11 protein-coding genes are annotated in these 14,689 nt (G+C 59.7%); all 11 read left to right on the top strand.

Annotation, left to right across the window (positions count from 1 at the left end):
* The first annotated feature begins 22 nt into the window (after positions 1-22).
* Positions 23-1,375: a sigma E protease regulator RseP gene (gene rseP / locus AC07N4_RS09070; protein WP_493065360.1), complete on the top strand. Its 1,353-nt coding sequence runs from the start codon at positions 23-25 to the stop codon at positions 1,373-1,375.
* Between the two features lie 74 nt (positions 1,376-1,449).
* Complete coding sequence (gene bamA / locus AC07N4_RS09065) at positions 1,450-3,825, top strand: outer membrane protein assembly factor BamA (protein WP_096819622.1); 2,376 nt, start codon at positions 1,450-1,452, stop codon at positions 3,823-3,825.
* Positions 3,826-3,870: 45 nt separating this feature from the next.
* Entirely contained in the window at positions 3,871-4,374 is a 504-nt protein-coding gene (locus AC07N4_RS09060) for an OmpH/Skp family outer membrane protein (RefSeq protein WP_003222140.1), read from the top strand.
* A gap of 3 nt (positions 4,375-4,377) precedes the next feature.
* Positions 4,378-5,433 (top strand): UDP-3-O-(3-hydroxymyristoyl)glucosamine N-acyltransferase, encoded by a 1,056-nt coding sequence (gene lpxD / locus AC07N4_RS09055; protein WP_493065361.1) that lies wholly within the window; start codon positions 4,378-4,380, stop codon positions 5,431-5,433.
* Between the two features lie 106 nt (positions 5,434-5,539).
* Complete coding sequence (fabZ, locus tag AC07N4_RS09050) at positions 5,540-5,980, top strand: 3-hydroxyacyl-ACP dehydratase FabZ (protein WP_016771469.1); 441 nt, start codon at positions 5,540-5,542, stop codon at positions 5,978-5,980.
* Positions 5,977-6,753 (top strand): acyl-ACP--UDP-N-acetylglucosamine O-acyltransferase, encoded by a 777-nt coding sequence (lpxA, locus tag AC07N4_RS09045; RefSeq protein ID WP_085712845.1) that lies wholly within the window; start codon positions 5,977-5,979, stop codon positions 6,751-6,753. The genes fabZ and lpxA overlap by 4 nt, the downstream gene beginning before the upstream one ends.
* A 2-nt stretch (positions 6,754-6,755) precedes the next feature.
* Positions 6,756-7,886: a lipid-A-disaccharide synthase gene (lpxB, locus tag AC07N4_RS09040; protein WP_273541363.1), complete on the top strand. Its 1,131-nt coding sequence runs from the start codon at positions 6,756-6,758 to the stop codon at positions 7,884-7,886.
* 11 nt (positions 7,887-7,897) lie between these two features.
* Positions 7,898-8,524, top strand: a complete 627-nt coding sequence (gene rnhB / locus AC07N4_RS09035; RefSeq protein WP_085712847.1) for a ribonuclease HII — start codon at positions 7,898-7,900, stop codon at positions 8,522-8,524.
* 76 nt (positions 8,525-8,600) lie between these two features.
* Complete coding sequence (gene dnaE / locus AC07N4_RS09030) at positions 8,601-12,122, top strand: DNA polymerase III subunit alpha (protein ID WP_096819619.1); 3,522 nt, start codon at positions 8,601-8,603, stop codon at positions 12,120-12,122.
* A 139-nt stretch (positions 12,123-12,261) separates the two neighbouring features.
* Positions 12,262-13,209 carry an acetyl-CoA carboxylase carboxyltransferase subunit alpha gene (locus AC07N4_RS09025; protein WP_085748116.1) on the top strand — a complete coding sequence of 316 codons (948 nt, stop codon included), beginning with the start codon at positions 12,262-12,264 and terminating at the stop codon, positions 13,207-13,209.
* Positions 13,210-13,342: 133 nt separating this feature from the next.
* Positions 13,343-14,671, top strand: a complete 1,329-nt coding sequence (tilS, locus tag AC07N4_RS09020; protein WP_493065362.1) for a tRNA lysidine(34) synthetase TilS — start codon at positions 13,343-13,345, stop codon at positions 14,669-14,671.
* Positions 14,672-14,689 lie beyond the last annotated feature (18 nt).

Below are 14,689 nucleotides of genomic sequence, written 5' to 3'. Positions count from 1 at the left end.
AACAGGATTGCGGAGAAAGTAGATGAGCGCGCTCTATATGATTGCCGGCACCCTGATCGCCTTGGGTGTGCTGGTCACCTTTCACGAATTCGGCCACTTCTGGGTCGCGCGTCGCTGTGGCGTCAAGGTTTTGCGCTTTTCCGTAGGCTTCGGCATGCCATTACTGCGCTGGCATGACAAGCAGGGTACCGAGTTTGTTGTCGCGGCCATTCCGCTGGGTGGCTACGTCAAGATGCTCGACGAGCGTGAAGGCGAAGTGCCCGCTGATCAGCTTCATCAATCCTTCAATCGCAAGTCCGTTCGTCAGCGTATTGCCATCGTTGCAGCTGGCCCGGTCGCCAACTTCCTGCTGGCCATGGTGTTCTTCTGGGTGCTGGCCATGCTGGGCAGCGAACAGGTGCGTCCGGTCATCGGTGCGGTCGAGTCCGGCAGTCTCGCGGCAAAGGCCGGGCTGAGTGCGGGCCAGGAAATCATTGCCATCGACGGCGAGCCGACTTCTGGCTGGGCTGCGGTCAATCTGCAATTGGTGCGTCGTCTGGGGGAAAGTGGTTCCTTGCAGGTGCTGGTGCGCGAGCAGGGCTCCACGGCCGATTCGCCACGTGAACTTGCACTCGATCACTGGCTGAAGGGTGCCGACGAGCCGGATCCGATTCGCTCCTTGGGTATTCGCCCGTGGCGTCCGGCATTGCCGCCGATTCTCGCTGAACTCGATCCGAAAGGCCCGGCTCAGGCAGCCGGGCTGAAAACCGGCGACCGTCTGCTGGCGCTGGATGGCAAGGCACTGGATGACTGGCAGCAAGTGGTCGACACCGTTCGTACGCGTCCTGATACCAAAATCATGCTGCACGTTGAGCGCGACGGTGCTCAAATCGACGTCCCTGTGACCCTGGCTGCGCGCGGCGAGAGCAAATCGCCAAGTGGTTATCTGGGGGCGGGAGTGAAAGCTGTCGACTGGCCGCCGGAGATGATCCGCGAGGTCAGTTACGGTCCTTTGGCCGCGATTGGCGAGGGTGCCCGGCGTACCTGGACCATGAGTGTCCTGACGCTGGATTCACTGAAGAAAATGCTGTTCGGCGAGCTCTCGGTAAAAAACTTGAGTGGACCGATAACCATTGCTAAAGTGGCGGGCGCTTCTGCCCAGTCGGGTGTCGCTGATTTCCTGAATTTCCTTGCTTATCTGAGTATTAGCCTGGGGGTTCTGAATTTGCTGCCCATTCCTGTACTGGATGGGGGGCATTTGTTGTTTTATCTGATCGAGTGGGCGCGTGGTCGTCCCTTGTCGGATCGGGTGCAAGGTTGGGGGATACAGATCGGTATCAGTTTGGTGGTCGGGGTGATGTTGCTTGCTCTGGTCAACGATCTGGGTCGACTGTAACGCTTCGCTGAATTGCGAATCTGCCGCATTTTGCGGCAGTTTGTTTATTGCCAGTTGGAATAAGAAAGGACTTCATGAAACGTCTGCTGCTAACTGCGGTTCTCACCGTATTGATGATCGCCGAAGTTCACGCCGAGTCCTTCACTATCTCTGATATTCGCGTCAATGGCCTCCAGCGGGTCTCCGCGGGTAGCGTCTTTGGTGCCTTGCCGTTGAACGTCGGCGAGCAGGCGGATGATCGTCGCCTGGTGGAATCCACTCGTGCGTTGTTCAAAACCGGTTTCTTTCAAGATATCCAGCTGGGCCGCGAAGGCAACGTTCTGGTGATCACTGTCGTCGAACGTCCATCGGTCGCCAGCATCGAGATCGAAGGCAACAAGGCGATCTCCACCGAAGACCTGATGAAAGGCCTCAAGCAATCCGGTCTGTCCGAAGGCGAGATCTTCCAGCGCGCGACCCTCGAAGGCGTGCGTAACGAGCTGCAACGTCAGTACGTCGCGCAAGGTCGTTACTCGGCCACCGTCGATACCGAAGTGGTATCGCAGCCGCGTAACCGTGTCGGCCTGAAAGTGAAGATCAACGAAGGCACCGTAGCTGCCATTCAGCACATCAACGTGGTGGGCAACACGGTTTTCCCTGAAGAAGACCTGACCGACCTGTTCGAACTGAAAACCACCAACTGGCTGTCGTTCTTCAAAAACGACGACAAGTACGCCCGTGAAAAGCTTTCCGGTGACCTGGAGCGTCTGCGTTCCTACTACCTGGACCGCGGCTATATCAACATGGATATCGCTTCGACCCAGGTGTCCATCACCCCGGACAAGAAACACGTCTACATCACCGTCAACGTGACCGAAGGCGAGAAGTACACCGTTCGTGACGTCAAGCTCAGCGGTGACCTGAAAGTCCCTGAGGATCAGGTCAAGTCGCTGTTGCTGGTGCAGAAAGGCCAGGTGTTCTCGCGCAAGCTGATGACTACCACCTCGGAACTGATCACTCGTCGTCTGGGTAACGAGGGCTACACCTTCGCCAACGTCAACGGTGTTCCGCAGCCGCACGATGATGACCACACCGTGGACATCCTGTTCGCTGTCGATCCAGGCAAGCGTGCCTACGTCAACCGCATCAACTTCCGTGGCAACACCAAGTCCGAAGACGAAGTGCTGCGCCGTGAAATGCGTCAGATGGAAGGTGGCTGGGCTTCGACCTACCTGATCGACCAGTCCAAGACCCGTCTGGAGCGTCTGGGCTTCTTCAAAGAAGTCAACGTTGAAACTCCGGCCGTTCCGGGTGTCGACGACCAGGTTGACGTGAACTACAGCGTTGAAGAGCAGGCTTCCGGCTCGATCACCGCCAGCGTCGGTTTCGCCCAGAGCGCCGGTCTGATCCTCGGTGGTTCGATCACCCAGAACAACTTCCTGGGTACTGGTAACCGCGTCAGCGTCGGTCTGACCCGAAGCGAATACCAGAGCCGCTACAACTTCGGCTACGTTGACCCCTACTGGACCGCCGATGGCGTGAGCCTGGGTTACAACGCGTTCTATCGCACCACCGACTACAAAGACCTCGACGTCGACGTAGCAAGTTATGCGGTAGACAGCCTGGGTGCCGGTGTGAACGTTGGCTACCCGATCAGCGAGACTTCGCGTCTGACCTTCGGTCTGTCCGCTCAGCAGGACAAGATCAAGACCGGTACTTACACCGTTGACGAGATTTTCGACTTCGTCAAGAAGGAAGGCGACCAATACCTGAACTTCAAGGCGTCGGCCGGCTGGTCCGAATCCACCCTGAACAAAGGCGTGTTGCCAACCCGTGGCCGTTCCCAGAGTCTGACCCTGGAATCGACCATTCCTGGCAGCGACCTGTCGTTCTACAAGCTTGATTACCGTGGCCAGCTGTTCCAGCCGATCACCGAGAACTACACACTGCGTCTGCATACCGAACTGGGTTACGGCGACGGTTATGGTTCGACTGATGGCTTGCCATTCTACGAAAACTACTATGCTGGTGGTTTCAACTCGGTACGTGGCTTCAAGGACAGCACCCTCGGTCCACGCAGTACGCCAAGCAAGGGTACCAACCCTGGCACCTTGGCAGACCCGGACCAGGATCCGCTTCCGTTCGGTGGTAACGTCCTGATTCAGGGCGGTGTCGAGGTTCTGTTCCCGCTGCCATTCGTCAAGGATCAGCGCTCCCTGCGTACTTCGGTATTCTGGGATGTGGGTAACGTGTTTGACTCGCAGTGCAAGGATACTGTGAACGCCGATGGCTCGAAGTCCAGCACCAAGTGCAACGACATCAGCCTGAGCAACATGGCCAGTTCCGTCGGTGTCGGCGTGACCTGGGTTACCGCACTGGGTCCTTTGAGCTTCGCGTTGGCCACACCGATCAAGAAACCGGATAACGCTGAAACTCAAGTGTTCCAATTCTCCCTCGGCCAGACGTTCTAAGCGTCTGACCCAAGATAACGACAATGGATTTTGTAGGAGTGCATCGTGCGTAAGTTGACTCAATTGGTTCTCCTGGCCTCCGTACTGGTGGCAGGCCCGGCATTTGCCGACATGAAAATCGCTGTTCTGAACTATCAGATGGCACTGCTGGAATCCGACGCAGCCAAGAAATACGCTGTGGATGCCGAGAAGAAGTTCGGCCCTCAACTGACCAAGCTCAAGACGCTGGAAAGCAGCGCCAAGGGCATTCAGGATCGTTTGATGGCGGGTGGCGACAAGATGCAGCAGGGCGAGCGTGAGCGTCTGGAGCTGGAATTCAAGCAAAAGGCCCGTGACTTCCAGTTCCAGTCCAAGGAACTGAACGAAGCCAAAGCCGTTGCTGACCGCGAAATGCTCAAGCAGCTCAAGCCGAAACTGGATAGCGCAGTGGAAGAAGTCATCAAGAAAGGTGGTTTTGACCTGGTGTTCGAGCGTGGCGCAGTGATCGATGTCAAACCTCAATATGACATCACGCGCCAGGTTATCGAGCGCATGAATCAGCTGAAGTAACCCATGACCGTGACTATCAAACTCGGCCAGTTGGCCGAGTTCCTCGGTGCCACCCTGAGTGGCGACCCTGAGAAGCAAATTACTGGGCTAGCCACCTTGCAGGAGGCTGGCCCAGCTCAGTTGAGCTTTCTGGCAAACCCCCAATACCGCAAATACCTCGCTGGCTCGCAGGCGGCGGCACTGCTGCTCAAAGCGGCTGATGCCGAAGGTTATGCCGGTAATGCGTTGGTGGTGCCCGATCCTTATCTGGCTTACGCACGCATTTCCCACCTGTTCGATCCGAAGCCGAAATCCGCGGCCGGTATCCATCCGACTGCAGTGATTGCTTCGGACGCCGTGGTCGATTCGACTGCCAGCATCGGTCCCTTTGTGGTGATCGAGGCCGGTGCCCGGATCGGTGCGGGCGTGACGCTCGGCGCACATTGCGTTGTCGGTGCCCGCAGCGAAGTCGGCGAAGGTGGCTGGCTGGCTCCGCGGGTGACGCTGTATCACGATGTGCGCATCGGCAAGCGGGTGGTGATCCAGTCCGGTGCAGTGCTCGGCGGTGAAGGCTTCGGCTTTGCCAACGAGAAAGGCATCTGGCAGAAAATCGCCCAGATCGGCGGCGTGACCATTGGCGACGATGTGGAGATTGGCGTGAACACCGCCATCGACCGCGGTGCGTTGGCCGATACCGTGATCGGCAACGGTGTGAAGCTCGACAACCAGATTCAGATCGCCCACAACGTTCAGGTCGGTGATCACACCGCCATGGCGGCGTGCGTGGGGATTTCCGGCAGCACAAAGATCGGCAAGCACTGCATGCTCGCCGGCGGTGTTGGCCTGGTAGGGCACATCGATATTTGCGACAACGTTTTCCTGACCGGGATGACCATGGTGACTCACTCGATTACCGAGCCGGGTGCCTATTCTTCCGGTACAGCCATGCAGCCGGCTGCCGAATGGCGCAAAAGCGCGGCACGCATCCGTCAGCTCGATGACCTCGCGCGACGGTTGAAACAGCTGGAAAAGCGGGCAGGGGAAGTGACCCCTGGCGGTAATGCTTCATCTGAAGGCTGATACCATTTCCATATCAAGAGTGCACAGCCTCTGGACTGCCTCCTTGATTTGCTAGAGGAGTGCGCGTCAGTCGCGCTCCCAATCTTTACATAGGCTTCCCCCCGAAATGATGGACATCAACGAGATTCGCGAATACCTGCCTCACCGTTACCCGTTCCTGCTGGTGGACCGGGTGGTGGAACTGGATACTGAAGGCAAGCGAATTCGCGCCTACAAGAATGTCAGCATCAACGAACCGTTCTTCAATGGTCACTTCCCTGCGCATCCGATCATGCCGGGCGTCCTGATCATCGAAGCGATGGCTCAGGCAGCCGGGATTCTCGGTTTCAAGATGCTCGACGTGAAGCCCGCTGATGGCACGCTTTACTACTTTGTCGGCTCCGACAAACTGCGTTTCCGCCAGCCGGTCAAGCCTGGCGATCAGTTGATTCTTGAGGCCACGTTCATTAGCTGCAAGCGCAAGATCTGGAAGTTTGAATGCCAGGCGTCGGTTGATGGCAAGCCGGTCTGCTCCGCCGAGATCATCTGCGCGGAACAAAAAGTATGAGTTTGATTGACCCTCGCGCAATCATCGATCCTTCGGCCGTACTGGCTGAAGGTGTCGAGGTCGGCCCGTGGTCGATCATCGGCGCAGGTGTGGAAATCGGCGAGGGGACAGTGATCGGGCCGCACGTGATCCTCAAAGGCCCGACCCGAATCGGCAAGCACAATCGCATCTACCAGTTTTCCTCGGTAGGCGAAGACACGCCTGATCTCAAGTACAAGGGTGAAGAAACCCGTCTGGTGATCGGTGACCATAACGTTATCCGTGAAGGCGTGACGATTCACCGTGGCACCGTTCAGGATCGTTCGGAAACCACCCTGGGCGATCACAACCTGATCATGGCTTACGCCCACATCGGCCACGACAGCGTCATCGGCAACCACTGCATTCTGGTCAACAACACCGCGTTGGCCGGGCATGTGCACGTCGAGGACTGGGCGATCCTGTCCGGTTTCACCCTGGTGCATCAGTATTGCCACATTGGCGCCCACAGCTTTTCCGGTATGGGCACCGCCATCGGCAAGGACGTTCCGGCGTTCGTCACGGTGTTCGGCAACCCGGCCGAAGCGCGCAGCATGAACTTCGAAGGCATGCGCCGTCGTGGTTTCAGCGAGGATGCCATTCATGCCTTGCGACGCGCCTATAAAACCGTCTACCGCCAGGGACTGACTGTCGAGCAAGCCCTGGCCGAACTGGCCGAGCCTGCCGCCCAGTTCCCGGAAGTCGCGGTGTTCCGTGACTCCATCCAGTCGTCGTCTCGCGGCATCACCCGCTGATCATGGCCAATCTGCGTATTGCGCTGGTGGCGGGTGAGGCTTCCGGTGACATTCTGGGCGCCGGTCTGATGCGTGCCCTCAAGGCACAGCATCCCGCTGTCGAGTTCATTGGCGTCGGCGGCCCGTTGATGCAGGCCGAAGGCCTGAGCTCCTACTTCCCCATGGAACGGCTGTCGGTCATGGGGCTGGTGGAAGTCCTCGGGCGACTGCGTGAACTGCTCAAGCGCCGCAAGGACCTGATCGCCAAGCTGATCGCTGAAAAGCCGGATGTGTTCATCGGCATCGATGCCCCGGATTTCAACCTCAATATCGAACTCAAGCTGCGTCAGGCCGGGATCAAGACCGTGCACTACGTCAGCCCTTCGGTATGGGCGTGGCGGCAGAAGCGAGTGCTGAAGATCCGCGAAGGCTGCGACCTGATGCTCACGCTGCTGCCGTTCGAAGCCAGATTCTACGAAGAGAAAGGCGTGCCGGTGCGGTTCGTCGGCCATACGCTGGCCGATACCATTCCACTGGAAGCCGATCGCACTGCTGCGCGCGCCGAACTGGGACTGCCGGACGGCCCGCTGGTGGCGTTGATGCCGGGCAGTCGCGGCGGCGAAGTCAGTCGTCTGGGTGCGCTGTTCCTCGATACCGCCGAACGCCTGCGCGCCATGCGCCCGGGTTTGCGCTTCGTCATACCGTGCGCCAATCCCGAGCGTCGGGCCCAGCTTGAAGAGCTGCTGGCCGGTCGCGACTTGCCGGTGACCTTGCTCGATGGCAAATCCCATCTGGCGCTGGCGGCGTGCAACGCAGTCCTGATCGCGTCAGGCACTGCGACCCTCGAGGCGCTGCTGTACAAGCGACCAATGGTCGTGGCCTATCGTCTGGCACCGCTGACGTTCTGGATTCTCAAACGCATGGTCAAGAGCCCTTACGTCTCCCTGCCGAACCTGCTGGCCCAGCGACTGCTGGTACCGGAATTGTTGCAGGATGATGCGACGGTCGAAGCGCTCGCCCAGACCTTGTCGCCGCTGATCGACGGTGGCGAAGAGCAGACACGCGGCTTCGACGAGATCCACCGCACCCTGCGTCTGGACGCTTCCAATCAAGCGGCTGACGCCGTTCTGAACCTGATCGGTCAAACACGATGAGCAAGACAAGCATGCAGATGGGCCTGGATTTCACCCTGGTTGCCGAAGTCGAAGAGTTGGTGGCCGGCGTTGATGAAGTCGGTCGTGGCCCGTTGTGCGGTGCGGTCGTCACGGCGGCGGTGATCCTCGATCCGAACCGTCCGATACTCGGTCTCAACGACTCGAAGAAACTCACTGAAGCCAAGCGTGAAAAGCTCTACGACGAAATCTGCGAGAAGGCACTGAGCTGGTGCATCGCCCGTGCCGAAGTCGAAGAGATCGACGAGTTGAACATCCTCCACGCCACCATGTTGGCGATGCAGCGCGCGGTGGCGGGTCTGCATATCCAGCCGAAGCTGGCGATGATCGACGGCAACCGCTGCCCGAAACTGCCGATGCGTTCCGAAGCCGTGGTCAAGGGCGACAGCAAGGTGCCGGCCATCGCCGCCGCGTCGATTCTGGCCAAGGTCAGTCGCGACCGCGAGATGGCGGCGTTCGAATTGATCTATCCGGGTTACGGCATCGGTGGCCATAAAGGCTACCCGACGCCCGTTCATCTGGAAGCGTTGGTGCGCCTCGGGCCGACGCCGATTCACCGGCGTTCGTTTGCCCCGGTGCGGCAGGCTTATGAAGCGCTGGAAGGCCTCACGCAGGTTTAGCGGCGAGGCTGATGTTTTGTTCAGGGCCCGGTACAATCCGGGCCTTGTTGTCTCTATGTAACTGGACAGGATCACTATGCCGGCTTCATTCGTTCATCTACGCCTGCACACTGAATACTCCCTGGTCGACGGGCTGGTGCGGATCAAGCCGCTGGTCAAGGCCCTGACCGGCATGGGCATGCCGGCCGTTGCGGTTACCGACCAGAACAACATGTGTTCGCTGGTCAAATTCTATAAAAACACCATGGGCGCCGGGATCAAGCCGATCTGCGGCGCCGACCTGTGGCTGTCGAACAAGGACCCGGAGGGTCCGCTGAGCCGGATCAGCCTGCTGGTCATGAACGCCCTGGGTTATCGCAACCTGACCGAGCTGATTTCCCGTGGCTTCATCGAAGGTCAGCGCAACGGCATGATCATCATCGAGCGCGAATGGGTCGCCGAGGCCAACGAAGGCCTGATCATGCTGTCCGCCGCGAAAGAAGGCGAAATCGGCATGGCCATGATCGGCGGCAACCCCGCTGAGGCCGAGGTCCTGACGCGCGAATGGATGGCGGTGTTCCCGGATCGTTTCTACCTGGAGATCCAGCGTACCAATCGTCCGAATGACGAAGAACAATTGCACGGCGCCGTGGCCCTGGCCGACAAGCTCGGTGCGCCGCTGGTCGCGACCAACGATGTGCGTTTCATCAAGCAGGAAGACTTCGCCGCCCACGAAACCCGCGTCTGCATCGGTGAGGGCCGGGCCCTTGACGATCCGCGTCGTTCGAAGAACTACAGCGATCAGCAATACCTGAAAAGCGCCGAGGAAATGGCCGAGCTGTTCAGCGACCTGCCGGATGCGGTGGAAAACTCCGTCGAGATCGCCAAGCGCTGCAACATTGAAGTGAAGCTGGGCACGCACTTTTTGCCCAACTTCCCGATCCCCGATGGCATGACCATCGATGAGTATTTCCGCAAGGTGTCCTTCGAAGGTCTGGAAGAGCGGTTAACCGTTCTGCTGCCAAGGGACACGACTGAAGACTACGAAGCCAAGCGGCAGGTCTATGTCGACCGACTGAATTTCGAGCTGGATATCATTATCCAGATGGGGTTCCCCGGTTACTTCCTGATCGTGATGGACTTCATCCAGTGGGCCAAGAACAACGGCGTGCCGGTGGGCCCGGGCCGGGGGTCGGGTGCCGGATCGCTGGTGGCCTATGTGCAGAAGATCACCGACCTCGATCCGCTGGAATACGACCTGCTGTTCGAGCGTTTCCTTAACCCGGAACGGGTATCCATGCCCGACTTCGACGTCGACTTCTGCATGGACGGTCGCGACCGCGTGATCGACTACGTGGCCGAAAAGTACGGCCGTAACGCTGTGAGCCAGATCATCACCTTCGGTTCCATGGCGGCGAAAGCTGTGGTGCGCGACGTGGCGCGGGCGCAGGGCAAGTCGTTCGGCCTGGCGGATCGCCTGTCGAAGATGATTCCGTTCGAAGTCGGCATGACCCTGGAAAAAGCCTACGAGCAGGAGGAAATCCTGCGCGATTTCATCAAGGTCGATGAAGAGGCGGCGGAAATCTGGGAGATGGCGCGTAAGCTCGAAGGCGTTGTGCGTAACGTCGGCAAGCATGCCGGTGGTGTGGTGATCGCACCGACCAAGCTGACCGACTTCTCGCCGATCTATTGCGACGAGGCCGGTGACGGCCTGGTAACCCAGTTCGACAAGGATGACGTCGAGGCGGCCGGTCTGGTGAAGTTCGACTTCCTCGGCCTGCGAACGCTGACGATCATCGACTGGGCGCTGAAAACGATCAATCGCGACCGCGCCAAGGTCAACGAACCGCCGCTGGATATCGCGTTCATCCCGCTGGATGACAAACCGACGTATCAGCTGCTGCAAAAAGCTGAAACCACTGCGGTATTCCAGCTTGAATCCCGCGGTATGAAAGAGCTGATCAAAAAGCTCAAGCCCGACTGCCTGGAAGACTTGATCGCGCTGGTGGCCTTGTTCCGTCCGGGCCCATTGCAATCGGGCATGGTGGATGACTTCATCAACCGTAAGCACGGTCGCGCCGAACTGGCCTATCCGCACTCGGATTACCAGTACGAGGGCCTCAAGCCCGTCCTGGCACCGACTTACGGCATCATCCTGTATCAGGAACAGGTGATGCAGATTGCCCAGGTCATGGCCGGTTACACCCTCGGTGGTGCGGACATGCTGCGGCGGGCCATGGGTAAGAAAAAGCCCGAGGAAATGGCCAAGCAGCGCGGCGGCTTCATTGAAGGTTGCGCCACCAACAATATCGACGCGGACCTTGCCGGTAACATTTTCGACCTGGTAGAGAAATTCGCCGGTTACGGCTTCAACAAATCCCACTCCGCCGCCTACGGCCTGGTGTCGTACCAGACCGCCTGGCTGAAAGCCCACTACCCGGCGCCGTTCATGGCGGCGGTGCTTTCGGCGGATATGCACAACACCGACAAGGTCGTGACCTTGATCGAAGAAGTGCGCACGATGAAGCTGCGCCTCGACGCGCCGGACGTGAATACCTCGGAGTTCAAGTTCACGGTGAACGACGAAGGGCGCATCGTGTATGGCCTGGGCGCGATCAAAGGCGTCGGCGAAGGCCCGGTGGAAGCGATCACCGAGGCCCGTCAGGCAGGCCCGTTCAAGGACCTGTTCGACTTCTGTGCCCGAGTCGACCTCAAGCGCATCAACAAGCGCACGCTGGACGGTTTGATCCGTAGCGGCGCGCTGGATCGCCTCGGCCCGTACTTCCATGACGAGCAAAAGGCTTATCAGGCCAACATCGACCGCAATCGCGCGGTATTGCTGGCGGCGATGGAAGAGGCGATCAAGTCGGCCGAGCAGACTGCACGCACCCGCGACAGTGGCCATGCCGACCTGTTCGGCGGGTTGTTCGTCGAGGAAGATGCGGACGTTTACGCGCTGCATCGCAAGGCCAAGGAACTGACCCTCAAGGAACGACTCAAGGGTGAAAAAGACACCCTTGGCCTGTACCTGACCGGCCACCCGATCGACGAATACGAAGGTGAAATCCGCCGTTTCGCCCGCCAGCGCATCATCGACCTGAAACCGGCCCGGGATACCCAGACCGTGGCGGGGATGATCATTGCCCTGCGGGTGATGAAGAACAAAAAGGGCGACAAGATGGGCTTCATCACCCTCGACGACCGCTCCGGGCGGATCGAGGCGTCACTGTTCGCCGAGGCGTTCCACTCCGCGCAATCGCTGCTGCAGACCGACGCGATGGTGGTGGTCGAAGGCGAAGTCAGCAACGATGACTTCTCCGGCGGTCTGCGCCTGCGGGTCAAGCGGGTGATGAGCATGGAAGATGCGCGCACCAACCTGGCCGAGAGCCTGCGCCTGAAGTTGCAGACCCAGGACCTGAAAGGCGATCAGCTACGCTGGTTGGGTGATTTGCTCAAGCGTCACCGCGGGGCATGCCCGATCACCATGGAGTACACCAGCCCTGATGCGAAGACCTTGCTGCAGTTTGGCGAGACCTGGCGGATCGACCCGGCGGATGCCTTGATTCAAGCCCTGCGTGACCAGTTCGGGCGAGACAACGTCTTCCTCCAATACCGTTGACCGGCAGGTGATATCAAACCGCCTGCCCGCAACCTGAATTTTTAATCTCGACCTTAGCGCGCCTCTCCCTTAAGGTAGGGCGCGAATAGACAACCGGCCGGCCCAAGCTCACTTGGGACACGACCCTAGACGGACGCCTATGAACCCGAATTTTCTAGATTTCGAACAGCCGATCGCCGACCTGCAAGCCAAGATCGAAGAGTTGCGCTTGGTCGGTAATGACAATTCGCTGAATATCGGCGATGAGATCTCCCGCCTGCAGGACAAGAGCAAAACGCTCACCGAAGACATTTTCGGCAAGCTGACCAGCTGGCAGATCGCACGTCTGGCGCGTCACCCGAAACGTCCATACACCCTGGACTACATCGAGCACATCTTCACCGAGTTCGACGAACTGCACGGTGATCGTCACTTCTCCGACGACGCGGCCATTGTGGGCGGCGTGGCACGTCTGGAAGACCAGCCAGTGATGGTGATCGGTCACCAGAAGGGCCGTGAAGTGCGCGAAAAGGTACGCCGCAACTTCGGCATGCCGCGCCCGGAAGGCTACCGCAAGGCTTGCCGCCTGATGGAGATGGCCGAGCGCTTCAAGATGCCGATCCTGACCTTCATCGACACCCCGGGTGCCTACCCTGGCATCGACGCTGAAGAGCGCAACCAGAGCGAAGCGATCGCCTGGAACCTGCGCGTCATGGCTCGTCTGAAAACCCCGATCATCGCCACCGTGATCGGTGAAGGTGGTTCCGGCGGCGCGCTGGCGATCGGTGTCTGCGATCAGTTGAACATGCTGCAGTACTCGACCTACGCGGTGATCTCGCCGGAAGGTTGCGCTTCGATTCTGTGGAAAACCGCAGAAAAGGCGCCGGATGCCGCTGAAGCGATGGGCATCACCGCCGAGCGTCTGAAAGGCCTGGGCATCGTCGACAAAGTGATTGGCGAGCCTCTGGGCGGCGCCCACCGTGATCCGGCGGCTGCTGCGGCCTCGATCCGTGCCGAGCTGAGCTCGCAACTGGCGATGCTGAAGAAGTTCGACAACGAAGCGCTGCTCAAGCGTCGTTACGATCGTCTGATGAGCTACGGCCTCTAAGTCGACCGCGCAATACCCGATGTGGGAGCGAGCCTGCTCGCGATGAGGGGTAACATTCAACCAATGAGTTGGCTGTTGCACCGCTATCGCGAGCCGGTTCGCTCCCACATTTGATTTGTGCCAAGGGAAAGAAATGGATCAGTCGACGATTGATTTGCCTTCCAGGCTTTTGCGCCATCTCAAGCCCTGGCTCGGTGCTTCCCATTGGCGCATCGCCTACTCGGGTGGACTCGATTCCACCGTCCTGCTGCACCTTCTGGCCGGTCTCGCCAAAACCGAATCCCTTCCGGCGCTAGGCGCCATCCATGTCCATCACGGCCTTCAGGCTGCGGCCGACGCGTGGCCGGCGCATTGCCAGGTGGTCTGCGATGGGCTGGCGGTGTCGTTGCAGGTGGTGCGTGTGCAGGTGCAGCCGGGGGCGAGCCTGGAGCGGGCGGCGCGGGATGCGCGTTATGCGGCGTTCAGTGCGGCGATTCAGGCCAACGATGTGTTATTGACCGGACAACACCGCGATGATCAGGCTGAAACACTGCTGTTCCGTCTGTTGCGCGGCGCCGGGGTCCGAGGCCTCTCCGGCATGCCGGCGCAACGAACGTTGGGGCAGGGCAGTCTGGTTCGGCCCTTGCTCGACGTCACGCGCGCCGAGCTGGAAGTCTATGCGCGGGACCATGGCCTGCGCTGGGTAGAGGATCCGTCGAATCAGGATCGACAGTTCTCGCGCAATTACCTGCGCCATCAGGTCATGCCGCTGCTGACCGGTCGCTGGCCGCAGGCTCACGCCAGCATGGCCCGCAGTGCGGCACATTTGCGTGAGGCGCAAGGTTTGCTCGATGAGCTGGCGCAGATTGATCTGGCTCAAGCGACCTTGTCCGATGATTTCGAGTGGCTGGGTTTGCCATCGCTGGCGTTTGCGGCCATCGCCGGGTTGTCCGATGCCCGCCAGAGAAATGCACTCAGTCATTGGCTGGAACCGCTCACCCGACTGCCGGATACCGACCATTGGTCGGGTTGGCTCGATTTGCGTGATGCCGGCAACGATGCCTCGCCGGTCTGGCGTCTGGCGGATGGCGAGCTGCACCGCAGCGCCGGTCGTCTGTGGTGGCTCAGCGGGCAATGGTTGCGCGCGCCAGTGGTCAGCAGCGACTGGCATGAGCCGTCGCTGGCGCTACGCTTGCCCGATAACGGGCGTGTCATGTTCAGCGGTCAGACTCCCGCAGGGCCGCTGCGCATCCGCTATCGGCAGGGCGGCGAGGTGATGCATCTGGCGGATCGCGGTCATCGCGATCTCAAGCGCTTGCTCAATGAGCGCGCGGTGCCGGGCTTCGTGCGTGGCAGATTGCCGCTGCTGTTTCGCGGTGAAGAATTGCTCGCCGTGGCGAACCTGCCGGGGCTCGACGGCAATGCGTTGGAAGGCTGGCGTTTGCATTGGCAGCCATCTGACGAAGATCAAGGTTTGAGATGAAGGGGGCATTCCGGTAGA

This window comes from Pseudomonas sp. GW821-FHT09E04 (genome assembly GCF_059416185.1).
The sequence above is the reverse complement of the archived record's forward strand: the minus strand, read 5'-3'. Positions and strand labels throughout refer to the sequence as shown.